We start from the raw sequence: 26798 nt of genomic DNA on the forward strand, positions 1-26798 counted from the left end.
AACGATGTCCCGAAAGTTTCATCGAGACAACGCACGTATGTCAACCCCTGGGATCTACTGAGTTCAGCGCACCGAAGAAGTCCGACAGCACCCGTTGACAACGTTGACTCGCCAGAGGCAGGGTGATCCACATCACCGACCCCCGGTCGCCCACCGACACCCCTCGAAAGCGCCCCGCGGACGAGTCAGCGCCGACTCCCGCAGGCCACGCCGGGGCGCGGTTCGCGGTGGGACCGACACACTGACGCGGGGGTCGAGATCGGAGATCCCTCATGCACCGACGACCACGCCCCGACCTCCGACACGCGCCCCGGCGCCCGGCCCGGCACCCCGGCCGACCCGCCGCACGGTCCGCCACGGTCGCCCTGGTCACCGGCGCCGCCCTGACCCTCACCGGCGCGGCCGCCCCCGCCGCCGTCCCCACGGCCGGATCCGCCACCGCACCCGCCGCACCCTCCACCGGATCCGACCACCCGCACCGGCCCCGGATCCACTTCACCCCGGAACAGAACTGGATGAACGACCCCAACGGGCTCATCCACCACGACGGCGTCTACCACCTGTACTTCCAGTACAACCCCGAGGGCGACCGCTGGGGCAACATGTCCTGGGGGCACGCCACCAGCACCGACCTGATGACCTGGGAGGAGCAGCCCTTGGCGCTGCCCTACACCGAGGACGAGCACGTCTTCTCCGGCGGCATCGTCTTCGACGAGCACAACACCAGCGGCCTGGGCACCGCGGAGAACCCGCCGCTGGTCGCGCTGTACACCAGCGCCTACACCGGCTCCTCCGAGCGGCCCGGCATCCAGGCCCAGTCCCTGGCCTACAGCCTCGACGGCGGCTACACCTGGGAGCGGTACGAGGGCAACCCCGTCCTGGACATCGACTCGGGCGAGTTCCGCGACCCCAAGGTGTTCTGGTACGAGGAGGGCGGCTACTGGGTGATGTCCACGGTCGTGGCCACCGAGCGAAGGGTGCTCTTCCACCGCTCGGACGACCTCGTCGAGTGGGAGTTCCTCAGCGACTTCGGCCCCGCCCACGCCGACGGCGGCGTCTGGGAGGTCCCCGACCTGTTCGAGCTGCCCGTCGACGGCGACCCCGACGACACCCGCTGGGTCCTCATCGTCAACCTCAACCCCGGTTCCGTCGCCGGCGGCTCGGGCGCCCAGTACTTCGTCGGCGACTTCGACGGCACCAGGTTCACCCCGGAGCACCTCGTGGACTCCGGCCCGCCCGACGGCGAGGTCTTCGCCGACTTCGAGAACGGCTACGGCGGCTGGGAGGTCGTCAACGACGTGGACGGCCAGGGCGGCGACGGCCCCTTCGGCACCGCGCCCGCCGCCGGGACGCTGCCCGGCCAGCACCCCGTGGTCGGCTACGAGGGCGAACACCTGCTCAACGGCTTCGTCGGCGGCGACGCCCCGCGCGGGCACGCCACCTCGCCCGAGTTCACCATCGACCGCGACTTCGTCAACCTGCTCGTCGGCGGCGGCCACCACCCCAGGACCGGCGAGGGAGGCCACGCCTCGGTCGACCTGGTCGTGGACGGCGAGGTCGTACGCACCGCCACCGGCCAGGACAGCGAGACCCTGGACTGGGTCTCCTGGGACGTCGCCGACCTCGTCGGCCGGACCGCCCGGCTGCGCGTGGAGGACGACGCCACCGGCGGATGGGGGCACGTCCTGCTCGACCACGTGATGTTCTCCGACGACCCCGTGCCCGGCCTGGCCGACTACGACTGGCTCGACTGGGGCCGCGACTACTACGCCGCGATCTCCTACAACGACACCCCCGACGACGCCCGCGTCACCATGGCGTGGATGAACAACTGGCAGTACGCCGAGAACACGCCCACCTCGCCCTGGCGCGGCGCCATGGCCCTGCCCCGGCAGCTGGAGCTGGAGACGGTCGACGGCCGGCCCCGACTGGTCCAGAACCCGGTCGACCAGCTGGAGTCGGTCTACGGCGACCCCGTCTACGACCGCAACCGCGCCCCGGTGCACGCGCGCGGTCTCGACCTGCCGCCCGCCGAGCCCGGTCGGGCCTACCAGGTCGAGCTGACTCTGCGGCCCGGCCGGTCCGAGGAGATCGGCCTGCGCGTGCACGAGGGCGCCGACCAGGCCACCGTGATCGGCTACGACACCGCCGCCCAGGAGCTGTTCCTCGACCGCTCCGACTCCGGCGACACCGGCTTCCACGACGCCTTCCCGAGCCGCAGCGCCGTCCCACTGCCCCTGGACGACGGGAGGCTGCGCCTGCGCGTGGTCGTGGACACCTCCTCGGTGGAGGTGTTCGCCGCCGGCGGCCGGGCCACCCTGACCGACCTCGTCTTCCCCGGTCCCGACGCCAACGGGATGTCCGTCTACACCGACGGCGGCCCCGGCTCGGACGAGGACGTCACCGTCCGTCCGCTGGGCCCCGGTCCCGGCGGTGCGGCAGAATGAGTCCGTCCCCCCGCGTACCCGGACGGCGATGAGCCCCGGGGCGGCACCGCGAACGTGCCGCCCCGGCCCCACCCGCCCGGGGGCGCTGCCACGGTGTCCGGAGAGTAGATGCAGGTGTCGGTGAACCAGAGTGACAGGGACCAGCGGGCCACGACCGGAGATCCGGTGCGCCGGGCGACCATGCGCGACGTCGCGGCGTTGTCCGGGGTGAGCATCAAGACGGTCTCGCGGGTCATCAACGGTGTCTCCACCGTCTCCGACGACCTGCGCGACCGCGTCACCCGCGCCATCACCCAGCTCGACTTCCAGCCCAACCTCGCCGCCTCCAGCCTGCGCCGCACCGACGGCGCCACGCGGCAGATCGCCCTGCTACTGGAGGACGTCGCCAACCCCTTCTCCGCCACCCTGAGCCGGGCGGTGGAGAACGTGGCCCGCGAGCACGACACCCTGGTGTTCGCGGGGAGCCTGGACGAGGAGCCCCAGCGCGAACTGGAACTGGTGCGCGCCGCCACCCTGCACCGGGTCGACGGGATCATCATCGTCCCGGCCGCCCCCGACCACGGCTACCTGCACCGCGAGATCCGCACCGGCACACCGGTGGTGTTCGTGGACCGGCCCCCGCGCGGACTGGCGGCGGACGCCGTCCTGGCCACCAACACCGAGGGCGCCCGCGAGGCGGTGCTGCACCTGGCCGACCACGGGCACACCGAGATCGCCTTCCTGGGCGACGAATCCTCCATCACCACGGTCGGCGAGCGCCTGACCGGCTTCCGCCGGGCCCTGGCCGAGCGCGGCCTGCCCGAACGCCCCGACCGGGTGGCCCTGGACCTGCCCGATCCCGGGACCGCGGCCCGCGCGGTGGCCGCCATGCTCGACTCCGCGCACCCGCCCACGGCCCTGTTCACCGCACAGAACCTCGTGACCATCGGCGCCATCCAGACCCTCCAGGCGCGGGGGCTGCACCACGACGTGGCCGTGGTCGGCTTCGACGACTTCCCCATGGCCGACCTCCTGGCGCCCCGGGTGACCGTCGTCGCCCAGGACGTGATGCGCATCGGCACACTGGCCGTCCAGCGCCTCTTCGAGCGCATCACCGGAGACGACGGAGCGCCCAGGGAGGAGCGGGTCCCGACCACGCTGATCGCCCGCGGCTCCGGTGAGATCCCCCCGCCCGCAGGCTGACCACGGTCGGGCCCGGGGCGCCGCCCGCGGCCTGAACACGCCCGGCGGCGGACACGCTCCGCGTCCGCCCACCGGCACAAAGTCAGAGTGACTCAGGTCACCCGAACCCCTTGACAAGCCCCCGACAGCCCGCCGAACATAGCTGTGTAATCCATTACGTAATCGATTTCAGGAGTTCTCGTGGCACGTGCGACCTACGCGGAGATCGCCGAACACGCCGGTGTGTCGACGGCGACCGTCTCCCGTGTGCTCTCCGGCCGCGACTACGTCCGCCCCGAACTGGCCGAGCGGGTGCGCGCCAGCGCCACCGCCCTGGGCTATCGCCAGAACCGCGCCGCGCGGACGCTGCGCACCCAGCGCGCCGACGCCATCGGCCTGGTCCTGTCCGACGTGGAGAACCCGTTCTTCGCGTCCGTGGCCCGGGCCGTGGAGTCCGTGGCCTCCGCCCGCGACCACGCCGTCCTGCTGTGCAACACCGACGAGCACATCGAGCGCGAGAGCGCCCACCTGGACCTGATGATCGCCGAGCGCGTCGCCGGCGTCATCGTGGCCCCGGCCACCGAGGACCCGGCCGCACTGTCCCAGCTCACCGAGGAGGGCGTGCCCACCGTGCTGGTCGACCGCCGCGCCGACGGCGACCCCTTCGACAGCGTGCTCATCGACCACCGCACCGGTGCGCGCGACCTGACCGAGCACATGCTCGGCCACGGCCACCGCCACATCGCCGTGGTCATGGGCACGACCGAGGGCACGCCCAGCCGCGAGCGGCTCACCGGCTGCCGGGAGGCGGTGGCCCGCCACCCCGACGCCCGCCTGACCGTCCTGGAGGGCCGCCCCGCCGACGCGATCGGCACCGCCGGAACCCTGGAACTCGGCCGCCGCCTGGTCCTGGACCTGGCCGGCCGGGACACCGCGGGGCCCACGGCGGTCTTCTGCGCCAACAACCTGCTGATGCAGGGCTGCCTGTACGCCCTGCGCGAGTCCGGTCTGCGCGTGCCCGACGACATCGCGCTGTGCGGATTCGACGACCAGCCCATGTTCGACCTGGTCGAGCCGCCACTGACCGTGGCGGCCCAGCCCACCGAGGCCATCGGCCGCACCGCCGCCGAACTGCTCTTCGACCGCATCGCCCGTCCCGACGGCGAGCGCCGCGTCCACGTCCTCGACCCCGAGTTGAGGGTCCGCCGCTCCTGCGGCTGCCCGTAGGGCGCCGCAGCGCACCTCACGTCCCCTCACGGGACCGCACATCCCCCCGACAGCCACGTCCACGAGGAACCACATGGCCACCCACGCATCCGGCTCCCGCCGCCCATCATCACTGACCGGCCGGCCGGTCAGTCGCCGCACCCTGCTGTCCGCCTCCGCCCGCCTGGGACTGGGCACCGCCGCCCTGGGCACCCTGGGCACGGCCCTGAGCGCCTGCTCGGGCGGCGGCGACGGACCCCTGTCGTTCTGGCAGTGGTACGCGCCCCAGGAGGGCGGCACCTACGCGGTCGAGGCCCAGAGCAGCTGGTTCACGACGCTCGTCGAGGACTGGAACGCCCTCGGCGGCCGACAGGTCGAACTCACCTACATCCCCGTGTCGGAGTACATCGAGGGCACCCAGCTCCAGTCGGCCTTCGCCGCCGGGGAGGGGCCCGACATCTTCGTGATCAGTCCGGGTGACTTCCTGCGCTACCACAACGGCGACGTCCTCTACGACCTGACCGACGCCCTCGGCGAGCGCGGCACGGCCGACTTCCACGCCTCGGCGCTGGCCACCCGCACGGTCGGGGACCGCCTGTTCGGCCTGCCGATGGAGGCCGAACCGGTGACGATGTTCTACGACGTGCGGGCCTTCGAGGACGCGGGACTGTCCGAGGGCGACATCCCGGGCACCTGGGACGAGCTGCTGTCGGTCGCCGACCGGCTCACCACCGACGACCGCTACGGCCTGCTGTTCGAGACGGCCCCGAACGTCTACCAGAACTTCACCTGGTACCCGTTCCTGTGGCAGGCCGGCGGCGGCGTGGTCGACGAGAGCGGCCTGCTCCCTCGGTTCGACTCACCGGAGACCGTGCGGGCGCTGGCCCTGTGGCAGGACGCGATCGAGTCGGGCGTCGCCCCGCGCACGACGCAGGGCGGAGGCGGCGGCGACCTGGTCGCCAACCTCGCCGGCGGCTACGCCGCGATGGTCCCCATGGTCACGGCGGGCGGCTCGTTCCTGGAGACGGGAGCGCCCGACTTCGAGTACGGGATGTTCCCCCTTCCCGTACCGGACGCCGGCACCGACCCGGTGACCGTCCTGGGCGGCTGGTCGTTCTGCGTCAACTCCCAGGGCCGCGACCCCGCCGCGGCCGCGGAGTTCTGCGCCTGGGCGCTGGCGGGCGAGGAGAGCACCGAGCGGATGGCCTCCTGGGCCTTCGACGCCAAGAAGAGCCTGCCCGTGCGCGCCTCCGTCATGCGGCACGCGCAGGAGAACGGCCTGTTCGGCGAGGACGAGCTGATGTCCTACGCCGCCTTCGAGGCCGCCGGCTTCGACCCGGACGACCCCACCGACGGCACCACGCCACTCGGACGGGGCGAACCGCGCTTCACCCCCGCCGTCGCCCAGGCGGTCACCGACGCCATCCAGGCCGTGCAGCTCAGCGGCGTGGAACCGGGGATCGCGGCGCAGACCGCGCACGAACAGATCGCGGTCGAACTGGAGAACTACAGCGGCGCACCGTTGGGATCGTGAGATGAACGCCTTGATGGAACGCAGGAGGGCCCCGTCGGGGCCCGGGAGAGCCCGGAGGAGGGGCGCGCCGAGCGCCGCCGCGCCGGGACGCATGTCGGCCCGGGAGCGACGCGAGGCACTGACCGGCTACGCGTTCGTGGCCCCGTCGGCCCTGGGCGTCGGCCTGTTCGTCCTCCTCCCGATGCTGCTGGCCTTCGGGCTCAGCTTCACCTCGGTCAACAGTTTCGGCCAGATCGACTTCGTCGGGTGGGACAACTACCGGCGGATGTTCGCCGATCCGCAGTTCGCGCACAGCATGCGGGTGACCGCCCTGTACGTCGGGGTGTTCATGCCCGGCGTGTACCTCACGGCGCTGGGCATGGCGCTCCTGGTCAACGGTGACCTGCCGGCGCGGGCGTTCTTCCGGACGGCGTTCTTCGCCCCCTACTCGGTCAGCCTGGTCGTGGTGGCGCTGGTGTGGCGCTACCTGCTCTCGGACCGCATCGGCGCGGTGGGCACGGTGCTGCGCTCCGTGGGCGTCGCACCGCCGTCCTTCCTCGGTGACCCCGACGTCGCCCTGTGGACCGTGACGGGGATCAGCATCTGGTTCCTCGTCGGGTTCTACATGATCATCCTGCTGGGCGGGCTCCAGGACATCCCCCGGGAGCTGTACGAGGCCGCCCGGCTGGACGGCGCGGGGCCCTGGCGGACGCTGGTGGACATCGTCCTGCCGATGCTGCGGCCCACGACGTTCTTCGTCCTCATCCTGGCCACCATCGCCGGGCTCGCCGGGTTGCAGGCCTTCGACCTCGTGTACGTGATGACCCAGGGCGGGCCCGACCGCTCCACGAGCATCGGCATCTACTTCATCTACGAGCAGGCCTTCCGGTTCGACCAGTTCGGCTACGCCTCGGCCGTGGCGACCTGGTACGCGTTCGCGCTCATCGTGCTGACCGGGGCCGCCTTCCGGCTGACGGGGGGTGGACGCTTTGGCCACGACGACCGCTAGGCGCACCCGCCACACGCGCGGGGCCGGACCGGGACGGGCACGGCGACGCGGCCTGCGCGTGCGGCGCGCCGGACTGCTGGTCCTCGCCGCCCTGGTCGCGACCGTCCAGCTGTTCCCGCTGGTCGCGATGGTCCTGGGCGCGCTCAAGGGCCCCGCCGAAGCGGGCTCGCGCCACCTGGTGCCCCGCGAGCCCACCCTGGCCAACCTCGCCGCCGTGTTCGACCACGTGCCGTTCGGCCTGTACCTGTTCAACAGCCTGGTCACGTCGGTGGCGGTCACCGTCCTGGCGGTCGGGTTCGGCTCGATGGCCGGGTACGCCCTGGCCCGGCTGCGCTTCCCGGGCCGCGAGTGGGTCTTCGGCGCCTTCTTCGCGACCCTGCTGGTCGCGCTGCCCGTCATCATCGTGCCGCTGTACGTGGTCGTGACCCGAATGGGGATGGGGAACACCTACGCCGGGCTCATCCTGCCGGTGGCCTTCACCGCCTTCCCCGTGTTCCTGATGCGCCAGTTCTACGTCCGCTTTCCCCGCGACCTGGAGGAGGCCGCCGACCTGGACGGCGCCGGGTACGTCCGCCGGTTCTTCTCCGTCGTCCTGCCGCTGAGCCGGCCCATGCTCGCCGCCCTGGGTGTGCTGACCTTCCTGACCACCTGGAACGGCTTCCTCTGGCCGCTCATCGTGGCGCGGGACCGGTCGCTGTGGGTCGTCCAGGTCGGGATCGCCACCTTCCAGAACCAGTACGGCGGCGACTGGAACCTCGTCATGGCCGCCTCCCTGCTCGCCGCGTTGCCGACGCTGCTGATGTTCGTCCTGCTGCAACGGCAGATCGTCGAGTCCGTCGCGACCACGGGCCTCAAGGGCTGAGGCCCGCCCCGACCGCACGCACCGCACCAGCCACCTCCACCGCACGCATCGCATCCACCCAAGGAGAGAGCAACGATGCCGACACCATCCGTGTCCACGCCCGCGTCCGCCCTGCCGACCGCCTCGGGCGGCCCGTCCCCCTTCTCCATCGGCGACGACCTGCTCGGCCGCGCCGCGAAGCGGCGCGACGCCCGCAGCGCCCGCGTCTCCAGCTGGGACCGCACCGGCGGCAACGAGGACGCCTTCGTCGTCATGCCGGGCGAGACGGCCGTCCTGGCCGACCTGGAGGGACCGGGCGCGATCACCCACCTGTGGCTCACCCAGACCTGCCGCCGCGTCCTGGGACCCGGCCTGATCGACCCCACGCTCGCGGGCGTGGCCATGTTCGAGATCCACAACGCGCTCGGCCTGAACTGGGAGATCACCGACCCGGACTACTACCGCAAGGTGATCATCCGGATGTACTGGGACGACCAGGAGACCCCCAGCGTGGTGGCGCCCCTGGGCGACTTCTTCTGCGTGGGCAACTCCATCGCCGGGAACTTCTCGTCCCTGCCCTTCACCGTCTCCGTCAAGGAGGGCGAACGGCTCAAGTTCGGCGGGCCCGCCGCCTTCAACTGCTATCTGCCGATGCCCTTCAACAGCCGGGCCCGCATCGAGGTGGAGAACCAGAACGACGTCCCCTACGTGCAGTACTACTACGTCGACTACGAGCTCTACCGCGAGCAGCTCCCCGGGGACGTGCTGTACTTCCACGCCCACTGGCGGCGCGAGAACCCCTGCGACGGCTGGGGGCCGGACCTGCAGGTCAACAGCCTGGAGACCCAGGTGCCCAACCTCACCGGAGCGGGCAACTACGTCATCCTGGAGACCGAGGGCGCCGGCAACTACATCGGCTGCAACCACTCGGTCGCGCACTTCCCCGGCACCTGGTGGGGCGAGGGCGACGACATGATCTTCATCGACGACGACACCTGGCCGCCCAGCATGCACGGCACCGGCGGAGAGGACTACTTCAACCAGGCCTGGGGCATGCAGCGCAACGCCTACCCCATGTGCGGCACCATCGTGCACGAGGAGGACGTGCCCGGCTACCAGGTCAGCTACCGGTGGCACCTGGCCGACCCGGTGCGCTTCGAGGAGCGGATCAAGGTCACCATGGAGCACGGGCACGCCAACCACCTCGCCGACGACTGGGCCTCCACGGCGTACTGGTACCAGACCCTGCCCGGCCCCGGGCTGGAGATCCCGGGGGTCGCCGACCGCCTCTCGCGCATCCCCCAGTCGCCCCCGCGGGGGCCGGCCGCCGGCGCGGGCGGCGCCCACGGGTCCGCTGGCGGATACGACGCGCACCGCGCCGGCCTGCCGGGCGAACTCCTGGAGATGATCCGCGCCCGCGACGACCGGATGGTGGAGTTCGAGGCCAAGCGCGCCCAGTGGTTCGAGCGCCGCGCCGCCGACAGCCGCGAGCGGCAGCGCGCCAACGCCGATCAGGCCGCGCGGATCCGCGCCGCGTTCCTGGGCCGCCGGTGACCGGCGCGGCGGGGCGGTCGGCCCCGCCCGCCCCGGACCTGGACACGCCCCGCTACCACGTCACCGGCGAACGCAACTGGATCAACGACCCCAACGGCCCCCTGCACCACGATGGCGTGTACCACCTGTTCTTCCAGGCCAACGTGCACGCCCCGGAGTGGGGGCCACCCTCGTGGGGCCACGTCAGCTCCACCGACCTGGTCCGCTGGCGGCGGCACCCCGACGCGCTGGCCCCCGAACCGGGGCGGGCCGACGCCGACGGGTGCTGGTCCGGGTGCGCCCGGATCGTCGACGGCCGCCCCGTCCTCTACTACACCGGCGTGGTCGGCGACGGCGACGACCGTGTGGAGGCGGTGTGCCGGGCCACCGGATCGGCCGACCTGACCGCCTGGGCCAAGGACCCGGACGGGCCGCTGGTCGCCGGCCCGCCGGACGGACTGGACAGCGGCTACCACCGCGACCCCTTCCTGTGGCACGACGGACGGGAGTGGCAGCTGATCTTGGGCTCGGGAACCACCACCGGCGAGCGGCACGGCACGGTCCTGCGCTACTCCTCCCACGACGCGGCCACCTGGCACTACCGCGGTGAGTTCTTCGCCGCTTCGCGCGAGGCCGGCGGCATCGACCTGGGCGAGCACTGGGAGTGCCCGCAACTGCTGGACCTCGGCGACCTGACCGTGCTCCTGCTCAGCTGCCAGGACCCGAAGGCGCCCCGCCCCCTCCTGCACACCGTCGCCTACACCGGGCGGATCACCGGCGGCGCCTTCCACGCGCACGGGCCGCCGCGCCTGTTCGACCACGGCGACGCCCTGTACGCGCCGGCCGCCGCCGTGGACGCCGCGGGGCGGACTCTGGTGTGGGGCTGGGTACAGGAGCCCCTGGCCGAGCACGACCGGGCGCGCGCCGCCAAGGTCGGCGCGCTCACCCTGCCCCGCGTCGTGGACACCGACGGAGCCGGGCTCCGGGTCCGTCCGGCGCCCGAACTGGAAGGGCTGCGCACCGACCTGGTGCGGAGCGGACCGGTCCCCGACCCGGCAGGTGCCCCGGGCAGCGTGCTGTGCCCCGCCGCACGGCAGATGGAGATCGAGGTGGCGGTGGAGCGGCCCCGCGGCCGGTACGGGGTACGGGTGGAGCTGTCGCCTGACGGGACGCGCGCGCTGACCGTGGCGGTCGACGCCGAAGCGGTCACCGTGACCGGCCCGGCGCCGGACGAGGGGTGCCGCGCGCCGTTGGACGCCGCGGACCCGGCGGCCCTGCGGATCTACCTGGACGGATCGGTGGTGGAGGTCTTCGCGGGCGACCGGGTCGCCCTCACCCGCCGGATCCACACCACCGGCACCGCGCTCGGCGCCGTCCGCGCCTTCGCCGCCCACGACGGGACACGGATGGACTGCGCGGTCTGGCGGCTGTCCGCCACCGCCGTCGACGAGGCGCCGGACGAGGCCACCGGCGCCTGACCGGCGTTCGGCCCGGGGCCGGCGCCCCGGGCCGAGCGGCCGCGACGGCCGCCGCAGGTCACCGGCGTTCCCTGGCAGGGCCCGCCAGGGCCCGGGGCAGTCCCGCCCCGGGCCCGGCCCGACCGGTCCTAGGTGAGCGAGGTGTAGGCCACCACGCCGCGCCGGACGAGGTCGCACGCCCGCCGGGCGGTCGTACGCACCTCGGAGTCGCCGGAGGCCCCGGCGATCTGGCTGAGCATGTCCACCAGCATCTTGGCCGTGCGCACGAAGTCGCCCGCGGGCATGTCCGCCTGGCGCAGGATCGCGTCGAGGCGGTCGCCCCGCGCCCAGCGGTGCGCCGTCCACACGAAGCCCAGGTCGGGCTGGCGCAGGAACGACACCCGGTGGCGCGACTCCACCTCGTGCAACTCGCCCCACAGCCGCACCATCTCCGCGAGCGTCTCCTCGATCCGCCCGCCGGGCAGCCGCGGGTAGGCGTCGTCGTTGCGGCGCGCCTCGTAGACGAGCGAGGCCACGCACGCGGCCAGCTCGGGCGGCGTCAGGTCCTTCCAGACCCCCCGGCGCAGGCACTCGGCGACCAGCAGGTCCAGTTCGGAGTAGACCTTGGCCAGTCGGCCGCCCTCCTCCGAAACCGTGTCCCCCGACAGGTACTCCAGGTCCTCCAGCACCCCGCACACCCGGTCGAAGGTGCGTGAGATGACGTGCGAGCGGCCCTCGACCCTGCGGCGCAGGGCGTCGGTCTCCTTGGCCAACCGGAAGTAGCGCTCGGCCCAGCGGGCGTGGTCCTCGCGCTCGGCGCACCCGTGGCAGGGGTGCTCCCGCAGCTGCGCGCGCAGCCGCCGCACCTCGGGGTCCTCGCCCTGCCCGCGCGGCCCGCGCTCGTAGGCGGGGTCGGAGCCCTGCTCCTTGAGCTTGTTGCGCAGGGTCGAGGCCAGGTCCTGGCGCGAGCGCGGGGAGCGCGCCGAGAACGACTTCGGGACGCGCATCCGCCCCGAGGCCTTCACCGGCACGGTGAAATCGGTGGAGTTGATCCGCTTGACCTGCTTGTCGACCGTCAGCACCAGCGGCGCGGGCGGGTCGTTGCGCAGCCCCGGGTCCAGCACGACGGCGTGCCCGGAGAAGCGGCCCGAGGGGATGCGGATGATGTCCCCCGTGCGCAGCCGCTCCAAGGACTCCAGGGCCTCGTCGCGGCGCTGGACCGACCGCGTCCGCGACAGCACGGCCTCCCGGTCGCTGAGGGCGCGGCGCAGCCCGGCGTACTCCATGAAGTCGCCCAGGTGGCACTCGGCGGCCTGCGCGTAGCCCTCCAGCGCCTCCTCGTGCTTGCGCAGCTGCTTGACCAGGCCCACCACGGCGCGGTCGGCCTGGAACTGGGCGAAGGACGCCTCCAGCATGTTGCGGCTGCGCCTGCGGCCGACCTGGCCGACCAGGTTCACCGCCATGTTGTAGGACGGCTGGAAGCTGGAGTTGAGCGGGTAGGTGCGCGTGCCGGCCAGGCTGGCCACCGACTCGGGATCGGTACCGGCCTGCCACACCACCACGGCGTGGCCTTCCACGTCGATTCCCCGGCGCCCGGCCCGCCCGGTGAGCTGGGTGTACTCCCCCGGGGTGAGCTGGGCGTGGGTCTCGCCGTTCCACTTGTCCAGCTTCTCGATGACCACGGTGCGGGCGGGCATGTTGATGCCCAGCGCCAGGGTCTCGGTGGCGAAGACCGCGCGGATGAGCCCGCGCGAGAACAGCTGCTCCACGACCTCCTTGAAGGCGGGCAGCATCCCGGCGTGGTGCGCGGAGATCCCCGCCTCCAGGGCGCGCAGCCACGCGTCGAACCCCAGCACGGTGAGGTCGGCGGCGGGGATGTCGGCGCACCGGGACTCCGCGTACTCGCGGATCTCGGCGGCCTCCTCCGGCGTGGTCAGGACCAGGCCCGAGGCCAGGCACTGGCGTACGGCGTCGTCGCAGCCGGCCCGGCTGAAGATGAAGGTGATCGCCGGCAGCAGGCCCTGGTCGTCGAGCTCCTCGATCACCGTCGGCCGCTGGGGCGGCGCGAACCGCGAACGGGGCCGCGGCGGGCCGCCCCGCGCCCGCGACTGCGGGTGGCGGCGCCGGTCGGCGAGCTGGGTGACCCGGGCGTCCTCCTCGGCGAACCGGGTCAGACTCGGGTTGATGTGCAGCGTGCGCCCGCCCACCTGGATCTCGCGGGGCCGCCCGCCGCCCTGGCGGCGGCGTTCACGCTTGCGCTTGCCCTTGCGGCCCTCCGGCTGTTCCTCACGGGCCTCACCGGTCTCCTCCGGCACGTCCACGAACAGGTCGTGCATGCGGTGGCCGACCATCACGTGCTGCCACAGCGGTACGGGCCGCTTCTCATCGACGATGACCGTGGTGTCCCCGCGCACCTGCTGCAGCCACTCGCCGAACTCCTCGGCGTTGCTGACGGTGGCCGACAGGGCGACCATGCGCACCGACTCGGGCAGGTGGATGATCACCTCCTCCCACACCGCGCCGCGGAACCGGTCGGCGAGGTAGTGGACCTCGTCCATGACGACGTAGGCGAGTCCCCCCAGCGTCGATGAGCCCTCGTAGAGCATGTTGCGCAGCACCTCGGTGGTCATCACGACCACGGGCGCCTCGCCGTTGACGCTGTTGTCACCGGTCAGCAGGCCGACCTGCTCGGCGCCGTACCGGCGGACCAGGTCGTTGTACTTCTGGTTGGACAGCGCCTTGATGGGCGTGGTGTAGAAGCACTTGGTGCCCTCGCCCAGGGCCAGGTGCACGGCGAACTCGCCGACCACCGTCTTGCCGGACCCGGTGGGCGCGGCCACCAGGACACCGTGCCCCTTCTCCAGGGCCTTGCACGCCCGGACCTGGAAGGGGTCGAACTCGAACCCGTAGAGGCCCTGGAAGGCCTCGATCGCGGCGCTGGAGGCGCTCTTGCGCCGACGGAAGGCGGCGTACCGCTCAGCGTGACTACTCATAGGGCACCCAGCGTCTCAGATCTCATCACTGAGATCCTATGCGGGACGCGGTGCGGAGCCGTTAGGACAGCTCCAGCAGTTCGACGGACTTGGGGACCACTTCGCACTCCAGGCGGGGCGGACCCACGCGCTCGCCGTCGGCGTAGGCCGCGCCCGCCGCTCCCTCGATGGTGACCGTGCGGCCGCGCTCGACCACGACCTCCTCCAGGCTCGTGTGGCTGCCGTTGAACACGCGCGGGAACAGCCGCAGGAACCGGCCCAGCGGGGCCTGGCGGGCGAAGACCACGTCGAGCAGCCCGTCGTCGGGGACGGCGTCCGGGCACACGTGCATACCGCCGCCGTAGGCGCTGGTGTTGCCGACCGCGACCAGCATGCCCGGCTCGGCGATCCGGCGCCCGTCCACCGTGATCTCGAAGTCGATGGGGGTGAAGGCGCGCAGCTCGGCCAGGAGCCCCACGAGGTAGCCCGCGCGGCCGATCCCGAACCGGAAGCCGTTGACGCGCTCGTTGACGCGGGCGTCGAATCCGCAGGCCAGCACGCTGAGGTAGTGGCGCCGGGTGCCGTCGGCCAGCCTCAGGCGCACGCAGTCGACCGAGCGGCCGCGCCCGGCCAGGATCGCCTCGGCGGCCCGACGCGGCGGCAGGCGGCGCGAGGAGAACGCGCGGGCGATGTCGTTGCCTGTGCCCGCCGGGATCACCGCCAGGGGGACACCGCTGCCCACGACCGACTGCAGGGCCTGGTGCACGAGCCCGTCGCCGCCCACCGCGACCAGGGCGTCGGGGCGGTCCGCGACCGCCAGTCGGGCCAGCCTGCGGCTGTCCGCGGCCGAGTCGCCGCTGTAGACGAACACGCGGGCGCCGGCCTCGCGCAGCGCCTCCTTCAGGCGCACCGCGGTGACCGCGGCACGGCGCCGGCCGGAGGCGGGGTTGACCAGGAGGGCGATGTGGGGGGTCATGGAATGGGGACCTTGCTAACCAACGGGTGCGGGAGTGTGCGGACGCGTGGAGGCCGCCCGCACTCCCCCGCGCCCCGGGGGTACGTCAGGAGCGGGCGTCCTGCCCCTGTTCCTGCTCGGCTTCCTCGCGCTGGCGGCGATGGTACTCCTCCATCGCCTCCGGCGTGTTCAGCGGGGAGGGCACCCAGGCGACGTCGACCTCGACCTCGCGGTTCTGGATGCGGCGTTCCTCCTCGGTGAGGTACTCCTCGGGAATGTCGAACTCGCCGTCGCGGGCCCCCAGGACGAAGGCCTCCCACTCCGCGGGGGTGAAGAACAGCGTGCCCTTCTCCGGGGCCTTGCCGTCGCGGACGGCGCGGAAATCATCGTCGAACCGGGCCACCTCGACGACCGCTTCGGAGTCGTCCTTGGACAGCGAGGAACGCATCCACACCGCGTGTGTGGTGTCGTGCCACTTCTCGTTGCCCATCGCCTCGGGAGGGAGCTCCCGCTTGGCCTCGGACCGCTCGCTCATCGTGCTTCCTCTTCCCAGTCACCGGTCCGACCCGGAGGCCGTTCCCCGGGCCCGGTGGGCCCTACGGTCGCCCACTGGGCCCGACCCTAGCGGTTCCGGCCCGCTCCTCAGGTCCGCTTTCCGGTCTCCGGTCCGGCCTCGGTGTCCTCCAGCGGCGAGAGCTCCTCGTCGAGTTCGGAGATCTCGTCGTCGTCCAGGCCGGCGTAGGGGTCCTCGCGGCGCTTGCGGCGGTCGTTGAGGAAGGCGAACAGCTCGGCGAGCTCGAAGAGGATCACGAGCGGGACGGCCAGGGCGAGCATCGAGATCGGCTCGGCCGGGGTGATAATCGCGGCGACCGCGAACGAGGCGAAGATGATGACGCGGCGCCACTTGGCGATGGCCGCGTGCGGCAGGATCCCGGCGATGTTGAGCAGGGCCACCAGCAGGGGCAGGACGAACCCGAGGCCGAACATGCCCATCATGACGACCATGTAGTCCAGGTACTCCCCGATGGTGAGGAACGTCAGCGCGTCCTCGGGCAGGAAGCCGAACAGCATGGTCAGGGCGAGGGAGGTGACGAAGTAGGCCAGGACCGCGCCGCCGATGAACAGCAGGCCGGCCAGAGGGGCGAAGATGAAGGCGTACTTCTTCTCGCGGTTGTGCAGGGCCGGGGCGACGAACGCCCACAGCTGGTAGAGCCAGAACGGCGCGGAGACCAGGGCTCCGACGAACGCCCACACCTTGAAGGCGACGAAAAAGGCGTCGAAGGGGCCGGTGACGATGAGCGAGCAGCCCTCGGGGTCGACCGCCTCGGACTCGGGCAGCGAACAGTAGGGCGCCTTGAGGATCTCCCAGACGATGTCGTAGACGAAGTACCCGACCACACCGCCGAGGATGAGGGCGATCATCGCCTTGGTGAGGCGTCCGCGCAGCTCGCGCAGGTGCTCCATGAGCGGCATCCGGGCCTCTGGGTTCTCCCGGCGTCGTGCCGTCATCGTGCCGTCACTTTCCTGTCTCCTCGGGGCCGCGCACGCGGCCACCCCCTGACAACCGTCCGGCGCGGCGCCGCGTGGCGCCGCGCCCCCAGGGCCTGGCCCTGTCGGTTCCTACCGCCCCTGGTCGCCGGACACCGCCGCGCCCCGGGGGCGGACCCGCTCAGTTGCCGTAGGTGTGACGGGTGGGCTCGCCGGACTCGTGGACGATGCGCTGGCCCGCGGGCAGCTGGGGGTAGCCCTGCTGCTGCTGGGGGGCGTCGGCGGGCGCGGAGGCCTGGGGGCCCTGCTGCTGCCGGCCGGCCTGCTGCTGCGTGTCGTCCTCGGTCGACTCGTTGTCGTCGTCGACCAGGCCCTTGCTCTCGGCCTTGAGGATGCGCGCGCTGCGACCGAGGGAGCGGGCGAGGTCCGGAAGCTTCTTGGCTCCGAAGAGCAGCAGGGCCAGGATCACCAGGATGGCGATGGTAGGTCCGTTAAAGGGTCCCATGGTTCAACCTCTCTCTGGGGCGCGACCAGGCGCCTTCGATGGTACGCGCATGCGCCGCGGGGCCATCACGCCCCCGCACCGCTCCGGCGGACGCGCTCGCGCAGGGCGGCGCCGCTCGCCTGGTAGTCGCCCGACGCCCGGTTCACCTGTGCGGACAGTGCGCGTGCGGCGCCGCGCACGCGCAGCGCGAGCGCACCGACGGCGGCTCCGGTCAGAACCACCACGAACAGGACAGCGAGGACGATCACGAATTCACCATATCCCTTTCGGGATGACCTACACCCCACGCCTCCATGAACATGTGCGCCTCACTCCGGCGACGAAGTGGTCTCGACCAGGGAAACGGGCGTTTGGGCCGGTCGGTAGTACTCCAGGGTCCGCAGGGCCTCGGCCCGCACCTCCTCCGCCAGGGCCGCCGGAGCCGCCACCCGGCACTCCGGTCCCAGGCGCAGCGCCAGCCGCGCCACCCAGGCCGGCGCGGGCGTGCGCAGGGTCGCGCGGACACCGCCGCCCTCGCGTTCGAGCACCGACTCGCAGACGTAGTCCTCGGTCACCCAGCGGGCGGAGGGCTCCAGGTCCAGGGTGACCAGGGCGTCGCGGTCCGAGCGCTGCAGGACGCCCGCGGACAGGTCGCGGCGGCCCACCCCCTCGGGTACCTCGGCCGCGTAGGGCAGCACGGTGAGTTCCAGCACCCGGTCCAGGCGGAACAGGCGCACGTCCTGGCGCAGGCGGCAGTACCCCTCCAGGAACTGGTTGCCGTCCTGCACCACCAGCCCCATGGGGTCCACCTCGCGCTCGGTGACCTGGTCCAGGTAGCCCGAGAGGTAGCGCAGGTGCAGCCGCTGGCCGGACTCCAGGGCGTCGGCGCAGCGGCGCTGCGTCAGGGCGACCTGCTCGTCCATGTCCATGCGGACCTGCACGGCGTCGACCAGGGCGCCGGCGGCGGCACCGGCCGCGGCGCGCAGCTTCTCGCCCACCCGCTTGAGGGCTCCGCCCTCCAACCCCTCGGCCTCGGGCAGGGCCTCCAGCAGAGACACCCCCACGACCAGGCTCGCGGCCTCGTCGGCGGTCAGCCGCAGCGGCTGCGCCAGGGTGTCGGCGTTGCCGAGGATGATCTCCCCGGTCTCCCGGGCCGCGTCCAGGTCGACGTCGATGAGGTCGCCGGGGGTGTAGCCGGGCAGGCCGCACATCCACAGCAGGCCCAGGTCGGCCACCACCTGCTTCTCGCTGAGCCCGAAGTGGCGGGCCACCTCCTCCACCCGCAGGTCGCGACCCAGTGCGTAGGGCACGAGCATGAGCAGGCGGCGCAGCTGGTCGGAGGAGCGCGGGCCGCGCGCGGGCGCCACCGCCTCGTCCGGGACGACCGCGTCCTCGGGTTCGCCCGGGGCGACCTCGTGCTCGGCGGTGGCCGCCAGGTGGGCGGCGACCGCGGCGCGGGCGTCGGCGGGCTCGACCAGTTCGGCGCGCGAGCCGAAGGAGGCCACCGTCCGCACCAGGTCGGGGGTGTCGACGTAGGGGTAGTTCAGGGTGTCCCATCCGACGCCGCCGCCGTCGCGCTCTCCGGGCACCACGCGCAGCGCGCGGCGGCGCAGTTCGTGCGCGGAGTCGGTGCGCACCCGCACGGTGGCCGAGCGCTCGGGCTCGGCCCTCTGGGTGGCCACCACCGAACGCAGGTCGACCCCCTCGGGCACCTGCACGTCGGGGCCGCCGCGCAGCACGTCCACCTCGCCGCGCACGCGTCCGAGCCGGAAGACCCGGCGCGCTCCGCGGCGGCGGTCGTGACCGACCACGTACCAGTGGCCGTTCTGGTTGACGATGCCCCACGGCTCGATCTCGCGCCGCTCTGAGCCGGCCTGGCCGGGCTTGCGGTAGTCGAAGGCGATGGGGCGGCGGTCGCGTACGGCCTGCCACACCGGGCCGAAGGAGGGCTCGTCGGTGCGCATGGCCGGGGTCAGGCCCGGAGCGGCCTCGGTGTCCACCGGGACGCCGGCCGACCGCAGCTTGAACAGGGCGTTGGCCGCCGCCTCGCCCAGCGAGGCGTGCCGCCAGGCGCGCGCGGCCAGGCCCAGGACCAGGGCCTCGTCGGGCAGCAGTTCGATCTCGGGCAGCTCGTAGTCGCTGCGGGAGATGCGGTAGCCCTCCTCACCGCTGACCGCGTCACCGGTGCCGACCTGGATGGGGATACCGCTGTCGCGCAGCTCCCGCTTGTCGCGCTCGAACATGCGCTTGAACGCCGACTCCGACTCCGCCTCGGCGTAGCCCAGCACCGTCTGCCGGATCTCCTGCGCGGTCAGATGGCGGCGCGTGGACAACAGACAGATGACCAGGTTCAGCTGGCGTTCCGTTTTCCTGCGCGACATCGCCCGCACCCTTCTCGACACTCGGTGGACGACCGGCCGGACACGCGAGGGCGCGTCGTCCCGACACCGGCTCAGCATCGAAGGTACCGTGCCCAGCATGATCCGGTGGCGCCGTGGAGAAGTCCGTCAGGTCCTGCCCTCCTGGCCGGGGGTACGCGTCTGCGAGGTGGACGTCCGTCCGCGCGGGGACGACGACCCCGCCCCGCGGCGGTGCCGCGCACTGGCCTACCCCGACGTCGTGGGCCGCCCCGAGGTGGGCGACGAGGTGCTGCTCAACACCGGTGCCCTGGATCTGGGGCTGGGCACCGGCGGATACGCGCTGGTCGTGGCCGTGCCCGACCGGCTGCCGCCCGACGGCGAGGGGCCCGGGCACCTGGTCAAGGCCCGCTACACACCGCTGCAGACCACCGTCCTCGGCACCGACGAGCAGGACTCGCCGCACCACGGCCGGCTGCGCGCGGCCACCGGGGTGGACAGGATGCCCGTGGTGGTCGCCGACCTGCACTCGTCGCTGCCCGCGGTCGTGGCGGGCGTGCGCGCCGAGAACCCCGACGCCCGGATCGCGTACGTGATGCTCGACGGTGGAGCCCTGCCCGCCGCCTTCTCACAGCTCGTGGGAGCGCTGCGACAGGAGGGGCTGCTGACGGGCTGCGTGACCACCGGCCAGGCCTACGGCGGCGATCTGGAGGCCGTGACGGTGCACTCCGGGCTGCTCGCCGCCCGCCACGTGCTCCGCGCCGACCTGGCCGTGGTCTGCCAGGGGCCGGGCAACCTCGGCACGGGGACGCCCTGGGGGTTCTCCGGCGTGGCCTGCGGAGAGGCCGTGAACGCGGTCGGCGTGCTGGGCGGACGCCCCGTCGCCGCCCTGCGGATCAGCGAGGCCGACCGGCGCGAGCGCCACCGCGGCGTCTCCCACCACAGCCTGACGGCCTTCGGCCGGGTCGCCCTGGCCAGGGCGGACGTGGTGGTCCCCGCCCTGCCCGGGCCCTTCGGCGAACTCGTGCGCACCCAGACCGCCGCGCTGGGCCAGCGGCACGCCCTGGTCAACGTGGAGGTGGCCGGACTGGAGGACGAGCTGCGCGCCCTGCCGGTCAAGGTGTCCACGATGGGCCGGGGACTGGAGGAGGACCGGCCCGCGTTCCTGAGCGCCGCGGCCGCCGGCCGGCACGCCGCCCGGTTGTTCGGGCGCTCGGGCGCCCTATGACGGGGCCTTCGCGCCCTCCGGTGTACCCCCTCGTTCCTCGGGGATCCACCTCCAGCCACTCCAGGACCCGTCGGCGCCCTCACTGCGCTTTCTCTGGGCCGCCGCTCGTATCCTCGCTTTGGCCCGGATAGACCCCCTGTGGTCACGGTGAGCGGGTCCGTGCGCCTTTGAGATGGGGCCTTCGCGCCCTCCGGTGTACCCCCTCGTTCCTCGGGGATCCACCTCCAGCCACTCCAGGACCCGTCGGCGCCCTCACTGCGCTTTCTCTGGGCCGCCGCTCGTTCCCACACCGTCGCCCACCACCACCCTCAACGGACGCCTCCGGCGCAGCCCTTCCTGCTTTGGCCCGGATACACCCCCTGGGGTCACGGTGAGCGGAACCGCTCCGGCCTCTGCTCAGACACCCGAGAACGGCGCCCTCGGGGCGCGGGACTGTAACGGTAGCCCTCGGCTCAGGCGCGGAGCAGGTTCTCCGGGCTGGGCGCCTGGCCGGGGACCGGCGCGCGCTGGGTGGCGTCGAGCATGTGCGTCGAGGGGGCGTCGAAGAACGCGCCCGGCCGGAACATGGCCAGCGAGGTGGGCTCGGCCCGCACGCCCTCGTCCACGCGCAGGGCGTCGGGGACGAACACCGTCCCGTCCCCGCAGGTCACACCCCAGGTGCGGCCCTGGCCCGCGGCGACGACCTGCCCGGGCGCCCCGCCCGGCACGGACTCGTCGAGCCGCCCCGAGCACAGCGTGATCCGGGCGCCCCCGAACATCGCGAAGGCCCCCGGGTAGGGCTCGGCCAGCGCCCGCACCATGCGGTCCACGTCCCGCCCGGCGGCGCCGAAGTCCAGGTGGCCGTCACTGGGACGGCGCCGCGGCCACACCGACGAGTGACCCGTCTGGCGCCGCCGGGGGGCGGTGCCGGCCAGGACGTCGTCCAGGTGGCGGACCAGCAGGTCCGACTGCAGGCGCGCCACCATGGAGTACAGGTGGGTGGCGGTCACGTCCGGGGCCAGGTCGAACCAGGTCTGGTCGATGATGTCGCCGGTCTCGGGCTCGGCGTCCAGATGCAGGAGCGTGACCGCGCTGGCCCGGAAGTCCCGCAGGATCGTCCAGGTGATGGGCGCGCGTCCGCGTCCCACCGGCAGCGGCGTGGGGTGCAGGCCCACCGCTCCCAGCGGCAGGGCGGACAGGACCTGTTCGTGGACGATCTGCGACCAGCCCGCGACGACCATCAGGTCGATGGCGTGGGTGGCGAGGGCGTCACGGGCCTCGTCGGAGTTGATGTCGGCGACCCGCAGGTGCGGCAGGCCGTGGTGCCGCGTCACCGCTTCGTAGTCGGCGTAGCCCGACCGGTGCGCGAGTTCGGCCGGGTAGGACAGCACCAGGCTCGGCGGCCTCCCCCGGGCGCACAGCTCCTCCAGTGCGGTGATGCCCAGGCTCAGCCCGGACACATAGCAGTAGCGACGCTGGTCAGCCATGGGCTCCCCCTCGCTCCAGGACCGTTTGCCCCGACTCTACGCACCCGGTCCGGCGCGCCGCGGACCACCCGCGGTCCGGGCGTGTCCGCCCCCGGGGGACACCGAACGCCCGGCCGGGGCGGCCCGGCCGGGCGTGGTGGGGTGCGCGTCGGGGCGCGCGCCGCGGCGGTTACTCCTCGGAGCCCTCCTCCTCGCCCTCGGAGGGCTCGGCGCTGGGGTCGGCGCTCGGCTCCTCGGCGGGCGGCGGGTTGTCCACGGCGCCCAGGATGTCGATCACGAAGACGAGGGTGCCCACGGGTCCGCCCATGGCCTCCTCCTCGGTCTCGCCGTAGGCCATGTCACCGGGGACGACCAGGAGCAGGCGGCTGCCGACCGACTGGCCGACCATGCCCTCGTCCCAGCCCTCGATGACGGCGCCCGCGCCGATCGTGGTGTCGAACGGGTCGCCGGCCCGGCTCCACGTGGAGTCGAAAGGCTCGTGTGCGCCGTTCTCGTCGGCCTCCCAGCGCACGCCCGTGTACTGGACGATGACCTGCTGGCCCTCCTCGACCTCGGGGCCGTCGCCCTCGATGAGGGGCTCGACCACCAGGTCCTCGGGCGGGTCGGTCTCGGGGATGGTGATCTCCGGCTGGCTGTGGCCCTCCTGGACCACCTCCGGGAGGTCGCCGCCGCCGTTCGAGGTCTGCTCGCCGGGCACGACCGCGCCCTTGTTGAAGCGGTCCATGACGTCGAGGACCAGGACGCTGGCGCCCTCGGGGGCCGGCTGGCCGGCCGCCTCGGCCTGGGTGCGCTCCTCCTCGGTCAGCGGCGGGAAGACGAACACCGCCCGGCTGCCGACCGGCTGGTTGACCAGCCCTTCGGTGATGTACTCGGGCATCTGCTCCATGCGAACGAGGTCGGGCGCGCCCGTCTCGTAGCTGGACTGCCCCTCCACCAGCTCGCCCTCGCCCGGGGCGGTCCACTGGTACTGGGCGACGTTGGCGACGAGCAGGTCGTCGTTGCGCACCAGCTCGTCCTCGCCGGATCCCTGGCTGACGATGCCGGAGATCTCCTCGTCCGGCGGCTCGTTGTCCGGGAAGGTGACCTCCGGTTCCTCCCCGACATCACCGCTCACCTCGGGCAGGCGGGGGTCGAGTTCGTCCTCGCCCATGCGCATGAAGGCGGGAGTGCGCCACTCGTCGGGGATGGATCCACAGCTTGAGACCGCCAGCGCGATGGCGGTCAGTGGCACCGCGAGGGCGGCAGCACGTCGGTGCATGAGTCACAACCTCTGATTTCCGGCTCAGGACAGAGTCACACTACCGAAAAGAGGGAGTTCGGCCACCCTTGGCCATGCTCGGAGGTCACGCGGGCGCCACCCGCCCGTCACCCGTCGTCGCCGCGAGGGCCGCCCCGCGGGGGATCGGCCCTCGACGGCCGGCCGCTCACATCCCGGCGATGAGCTTCTCCACCCGCTCGTCCACCGACTTGAAGGGGTCCTTGCACAGCACCGTGCGCTGCGCCTGGTCGTTGAGCTTGAGGTGCACCCAGTCCACGGTGAAGTCGCGACGCTGTTCCTGCGCGCGGCGGATGAACTCGCCGCGCAGCCGGGCGCGGGTGGTCTGCGGGGGCACCGACTTGGCCTCGAAGATCTTCAGGTCGTTGACCACCCGCTCCATCTGGCCGCGGTTCTGCATCAGGTAGAACAGGCCGCGGTCGCGGTGGATGTCGTGGTAGGTCAGGTCGAGCTGGGCCACCCGGGGCGAGGACAGGGACAGGTCGTGCTTGTCGCGGTAGCGCTCCAGCAGCTTGTACTTGGCCACCCAGTCGATCTCCCGGGAGACCAGGTCCAGGTTCTGGGTCTCGACCGCCTCCAGGGTGCGCTGCCACAGGTCCAGGACCCGTTTGCCGACGGCGTCGGTGCCGTGGCGGTCCACGTAGCCCTGGACCTTCTCCAGGTACTCGCGCTGGATCTCCAGGGCGCTGGCCTCGCGGCCGTTGGCCAGGCGCACCTTGCGCCGACCGGTCATGTCGTGGCTGACCTCGCGGATGGCCCGGATGGGGTTCTCCAGGGTGTAGTCGCGCATGACCACCCCGGCCTCGATCATCCGCAGCACCAGGTCGGTCGAGCCCAGCTTGAGCAGGGTGGTGGTCTCGCTCATGTTGGAGTCGCCGACGATGACGTGCAGGCGGCGGAACCGCTCGGCGTCGGCGTGCGGCTCGTCGCGCGTGTTGATGATGGGCCGCGAGCGCGTGGTCGCCGAGGACACGCCCTCCCAGATGTGCTCGGCCCGCTGGCTGACGCAGAACAGGGCGCCGCGCGGGGTCTGCAGCACCTTGCCCGCTCCGCAGATGATCTGGCGGGTGACCAGGAAGGGGATGAGGACGTCGGCCAGGCGGCCGAACTCGCCGTGCCGGCCCACGAGGTAGTTCTCGTGGCAGCCGTAGGAGTTGCCCGCCGAGTCGGTGTTGTTCTTGAACAGGTAGATGTCGCCGGCGATGCCCTCCTCGTGGAGGCGCTGCTCGGCGTCGACCTGCAGCCCCTCCAGGATCCGCTCGCCCGCCTTGTCGTGGGCCACCAGGTCCAGCAGGCTGTCGCACTCGGGGGTCGCGTACTCGGGGTGGCTGCCCACGTCCAGGTACAGGCGGGCCCCGTTGCGCAGGAAGACGTTGCTGCTGCGCCCCCAGGAGACCACCCGCCGGAACAGGTAGCGGGCCACCTCGTCGGGCGACAGCCTGCGCTGCCCCCGGAAGGTGCACGTGACTCCGTACTCGTTCTCCAGCCCGAAGATCCGTCGTTCCACGCGGACTCACCAACTTCCCGTCACCGGGGTGTGAACGGCGGGGCCTCGCCGTCCACACCCGCGCCGCGACACGTCCCCGCGCCGCATCGTGATCATTGTTCGCAGGTCACTCGTTGGCCTCGTCCTCGGTGGTGGCGCCGCCGCCGGAGGCGGTACGGGCCGCCGCCTGGCCCTCCTCGATGAGGGTGGTCAGGCGCCGTCCGTGGATGCGGCGGAACTTGCGGTGCTCCCTGGAGCGCTCCAGCACGGCGACCTCCAGGTTGGCGGCCTCCAGTTCGCGTTCCTCCCCGTTCTCCCTGGCCAGCGCGTGGGTGGCCGTGTTGAGGGCCGCGCTGAGGGGGGCGTCGGCGGCGAAGCGGTCCTTCAGGACCGTTCCGACGTGGTCGGAGGAGCCGCCGACCGCGACGAAGCCCTGTTCGTCGACGATGGAGCCGTCGAAGGTGATGCGGTAGATCTCGTCGTCGTCGGCGGTGTCCCCGACCTCGGCGACGACGATCTCCACCTCCCACGGCTTGAGGCTCTCGCTGAAGACGGTGCCCAGCGTCTGGGCGTAGATGTTGGCGAGCTGGCGCCCGCTGACGTCGCGCCGGTCGTACTGGTAGCCGCGCACGTCCGCGAAGCGGACGCCCATCAGGCGCAGGTTCTCGAACTCGGGGTAGCGGCCGACGGCGGCGAAGCCGATCCGGTCGTACAGTTCGCTGATCTTGTGCAGGGTGCGGGACATGTTGTCCGCCACCATGAGTATGCCACCCTCGTACTGCAGGACGACGGCGCTGCGGCCGCGCGCGATGCCCTTGCGCGCGTAGTCCGCCTTGTCCTTCATCTGCTGTTCAGGGGCGACGTAGAACGGCATCGACACCGCGGATCGTTCCTTCGCTACTCGGGGAATGTCTGGTGTGGGGCGGGGCAGGTCAGCTCAGGCTGGCGGTGGGTCCGTCGGGGTCGGCGGCCCGTCCCTCGACCACCTCCGTGGCCAGCCGGGCGACGTCCTCGGCGGGGATCCGCCGGTGCCCGTCCTCGGTGATGACATCGATGAGCGGGAAGATCTTGCGGTGCAGGTCCGGTCCGCCCGTGGCGGAGTCGTCGTCGGCGGCGTCGTAGAGGGACTCCAGCGCCACCTTGATCGCGGTGGTCTCGTCCAGGTCGTCGGTGTAGAGCTTCTTGATCGAGCCCCGGGCGTAGACCGAGCCCGAGCCGATGGAGTGGTAGCGGTGCTCCTCGTAGCGGCCGCCGACGGCGTCGTAGCTGAACACCCGCCCCTGCGCGGTGTTCTCGTCGAACCCGACGAAGAGCGGGATCATCACGAAGCCCTGCATCGCCAGGCCCAGGTTGCCCCGGACCATCTGGGCGAGCTTGTTCGCCTTGCCCTCCAGGGTGAGCGAACGGCCCTCCATCTTCTCGTAGTGCTCCAGCTCGACCTGGTACAGGCGGGCCAGCTCGATGCCGAACCCGGCCGATCCGGCGATCGCCACGGCGGAGAACTCGTCGGTGCGGAACACCTTCTCCATGTCGCGGTTGGCGATGACGTTGCCCTGGGTGGCCCGGCGGTCGCCGGCCAGGAGTACTCCCCCGGGGAAGGTCAGGGCGACGATGGTCGTCGCGTCAGGGGTGAGGTGCCCGGCCGCACCGCTCTCGGGCAGCCTGTGCCCGGGCAGCATCTCCGGGTGGACCGACGTGAGAAACTCCGTGAATGACGAGGTTCCCGCACTCATGAACGCGGCGGGCAACCGTCCGCCCTCGAACCCTGCGAACACGCGACTCCCTCCACTCGCGCCCCACCCCGGCGTGGGGGCGGGTGGGGCGCCTGTTGTTCTTGTCTGCGGCGGCCGAGCCGTGCGCCCGGCCGTGAAACCGACCCTAGTCCCGCGCACAGTGGGGCTGGTGGTGCCCGAGTGCGC

Annotated in this window: 21 protein-coding genes; 9 read left to right on the top strand and 12 right to left on the bottom strand. The window is 72.4% G+C overall.

Annotation, left to right across the window (positions count from 1 at the left end; all coding sequences use genetic code 11):
- Positions 1 to 272 precede the first annotated feature (272 nt).
- The 8 genes from HNR10_RS31680 (at position 273) to HNR10_RS03985 (ending at position 11188) form a co-directional block, all read left to right on the top strand.
- A complete protein-coding gene (locus tag HNR10_RS31680; RefSeq protein WP_179820920.1) occupies positions 273 to 2447 on the top strand; it encodes a glycoside hydrolase family 32 protein in 2175 nt (724 codons plus the stop codon).
- Between the two features lie 108 nt (positions 2448 to 2555).
- Complete coding sequence (locus HNR10_RS03955; RefSeq protein ID WP_179820921.1) at positions 2556 to 3629, top strand: LacI family DNA-binding transcriptional regulator; 1074 nt, start codon at positions 2556 to 2558, stop codon at positions 3627 to 3629.
- A gap of 180 nt (positions 3630 to 3809) precedes the next feature.
- On the top strand, positions 3810 to 4835 hold the full coding sequence (locus HNR10_RS03960; protein ID WP_179820923.1) for a LacI family DNA-binding transcriptional regulator: 1026 nt from the start codon (positions 3810 to 3812) through the stop codon (positions 4833 to 4835).
- Positions 4836 to 4908: 73 nt separating this feature from the next.
- Positions 4909 to 6348, top strand: a complete 1440-nt coding sequence (locus HNR10_RS03965; protein ID WP_179820924.1) for an ABC transporter substrate-binding protein — start codon at positions 4909 to 4911, stop codon at positions 6346 to 6348.
- A gap of 91 nt (positions 6349 to 6439) precedes the next feature.
- Positions 6440 to 7336: a carbohydrate ABC transporter permease gene (locus HNR10_RS03970; RefSeq protein WP_218897610.1), complete on the top strand. Its 897-nt coding sequence runs from the start codon at positions 6440 to 6442 to the stop codon at positions 7334 to 7336.
- Positions 7317 to 8198: a carbohydrate ABC transporter permease gene (locus HNR10_RS03975; RefSeq protein ID WP_218897611.1), complete on the top strand. Its 882-nt coding sequence runs from the start codon at positions 7317 to 7319 to the stop codon at positions 8196 to 8198. The genes HNR10_RS03970 and HNR10_RS03975 overlap by 20 nt, the downstream gene beginning before the upstream one ends.
- Positions 8199 to 8273: 75 nt before the next feature.
- A complete protein-coding gene (locus HNR10_RS03980) occupies positions 8274 to 9731 on the top strand; it encodes a glycoside hydrolase family 172 protein (RefSeq protein ID WP_179820926.1) in 1458 nt (485 codons plus the stop codon).
- Positions 9728 to 11188: a glycoside hydrolase family 32 protein gene (locus tag HNR10_RS03985; RefSeq protein WP_179820927.1), complete on the top strand. Its 1461-nt coding sequence runs from the start codon at positions 9728 to 9730 to the stop codon at positions 11186 to 11188. The genes HNR10_RS03980 and HNR10_RS03985 overlap by 4 nt, the downstream gene beginning before the upstream one ends.
- Positions 11189 to 11316: 128 nt before the next feature.
- Here the strand turns inward: HNR10_RS03985 and HNR10_RS03990 are convergent, their stop codons facing one another.
- The 7 genes from HNR10_RS03990 to HNR10_RS04020 form a co-directional block, all read right to left on the bottom strand.
- Positions 11317 to 14160 carry a DEAD/DEAH box helicase gene (locus HNR10_RS03990; RefSeq protein WP_179820929.1) on the bottom strand — a complete coding sequence of 948 codons (2844 nt, stop codon included), beginning with the start codon at positions 14158 to 14160 and terminating at the stop codon, positions 11317 to 11319.
- Between the two features lie 61 nt (positions 14161 to 14221).
- Positions 14222 to 15115, bottom strand: coding sequence for a diacylglycerol/lipid kinase family protein (locus HNR10_RS03995; RefSeq protein ID WP_179820931.1), 894 nt, complete (start codon positions 15113 to 15115; stop codon positions 14222 to 14224).
- An 85-nt stretch (positions 15116 to 15200) separates the two neighbouring features.
- Positions 15201 to 15629 carry a DUF397 domain-containing protein gene (locus HNR10_RS04000; RefSeq protein WP_179820933.1) on the bottom strand — a complete coding sequence of 143 codons (429 nt, stop codon included), beginning with the start codon at positions 15627 to 15629 and terminating at the stop codon, positions 15201 to 15203.
- 107 nt (positions 15630 to 15736) lie between these two features.
- The gene (gene tatC / locus HNR10_RS04005; RefSeq protein WP_179829512.1) at positions 15737 to 16567 is read right to left on the bottom strand and encodes a twin-arginine translocase subunit TatC; all 831 of its coding nucleotides are present in this window, start codon (positions 16565 to 16567) and stop codon (positions 15737 to 15739) included.
- Positions 16568 to 16763: 196 nt separating this feature from the next.
- Positions 16764 to 17087, bottom strand: a complete 324-nt coding sequence (gene tatA / locus HNR10_RS04010) for a Sec-independent protein translocase subunit TatA (RefSeq protein ID WP_179820934.1) — start codon at positions 17085 to 17087, stop codon at positions 16764 to 16766.
- Positions 17088 to 17152: 65 nt separating this feature from the next.
- Positions 17153 to 17335, bottom strand: a complete 183-nt coding sequence (locus tag HNR10_RS04015; protein ID WP_179820936.1) for a hypothetical protein — start codon at positions 17333 to 17335, stop codon at positions 17153 to 17155.
- A 60-nt stretch (positions 17336 to 17395) separates the two neighbouring features.
- Positions 17396 to 19447, bottom strand: coding sequence for a helix-turn-helix transcriptional regulator (locus HNR10_RS04020; protein ID WP_179820937.1), 2052 nt, complete (start codon positions 19445 to 19447; stop codon positions 17396 to 17398).
- Positions 19448 to 19544: 97 nt separating this feature from the next.
- On the opposite strand from HNR10_RS04020, the gene HNR10_RS04025 reads away from it, so the two are divergent.
- Complete coding sequence (locus HNR10_RS04025) at positions 19545 to 20651, top strand: DUF3866 family protein (RefSeq protein ID WP_179820939.1); 1107 nt, start codon at positions 19545 to 19547, stop codon at positions 20649 to 20651.
- Between the two features lie 452 nt (positions 20652 to 21103).
- On the opposite strand, the gene HNR10_RS04030 is transcribed toward HNR10_RS04025, so the two are convergent.
- The 5 genes from HNR10_RS04030 to prcB all read right to left on the bottom strand — a co-directional run bounded on the left by HNR10_RS04030 (position 21104) and on the right by prcB (position 26612).
- On the bottom strand, positions 21104 to 22117 hold the full coding sequence (locus HNR10_RS04030) for a methionyl-tRNA formyltransferase (protein ID WP_179820941.1): 1014 nt from the start codon (positions 22115 to 22117) through the stop codon (positions 21104 to 21106).
- 169 nt (positions 22118 to 22286) lie between these two features.
- Entirely contained in the window at positions 22287 to 23375 is a 1089-nt protein-coding gene (locus HNR10_RS04035; protein WP_179820943.1) for an FKBP-type peptidyl-prolyl cis-trans isomerase, read from the bottom strand.
- 166 nt (positions 23376 to 23541) lie between these two features.
- On the bottom strand, positions 23542 to 24900 hold the full coding sequence (gene pafA / locus HNR10_RS04040) for a Pup--protein ligase (protein ID WP_121185627.1): 1359 nt from the start codon (positions 24898 to 24900) through the stop codon (positions 23542 to 23544).
- Positions 24901 to 25006: 106 nt separating this feature from the next.
- Positions 25007 to 25759 carry a proteasome subunit alpha gene (gene prcA, locus HNR10_RS04045; RefSeq protein ID WP_179820944.1) on the bottom strand — a complete coding sequence of 251 codons (753 nt, stop codon included), beginning with the start codon at positions 25757 to 25759 and terminating at the stop codon, positions 25007 to 25009.
- Between the two features lie 52 nt (positions 25760 to 25811).
- Positions 25812 to 26612: a proteasome subunit beta gene (gene prcB, locus HNR10_RS04050; RefSeq protein ID WP_179829513.1), complete on the bottom strand. Its 801-nt coding sequence runs from the start codon at positions 26610 to 26612 to the stop codon at positions 25812 to 25814.
- Positions 26613 to 26798: the final 186 nt, after the last annotated feature.

It is taken from the genome of Nocardiopsis aegyptia (genome assembly GCF_013410755.1).
In the GTDB taxonomy this organism is placed as follows: Bacteria; Actinomycetota; Actinomycetes; order Streptosporangiales; family Streptosporangiaceae; genus Nocardiopsis; species Nocardiopsis aegyptia.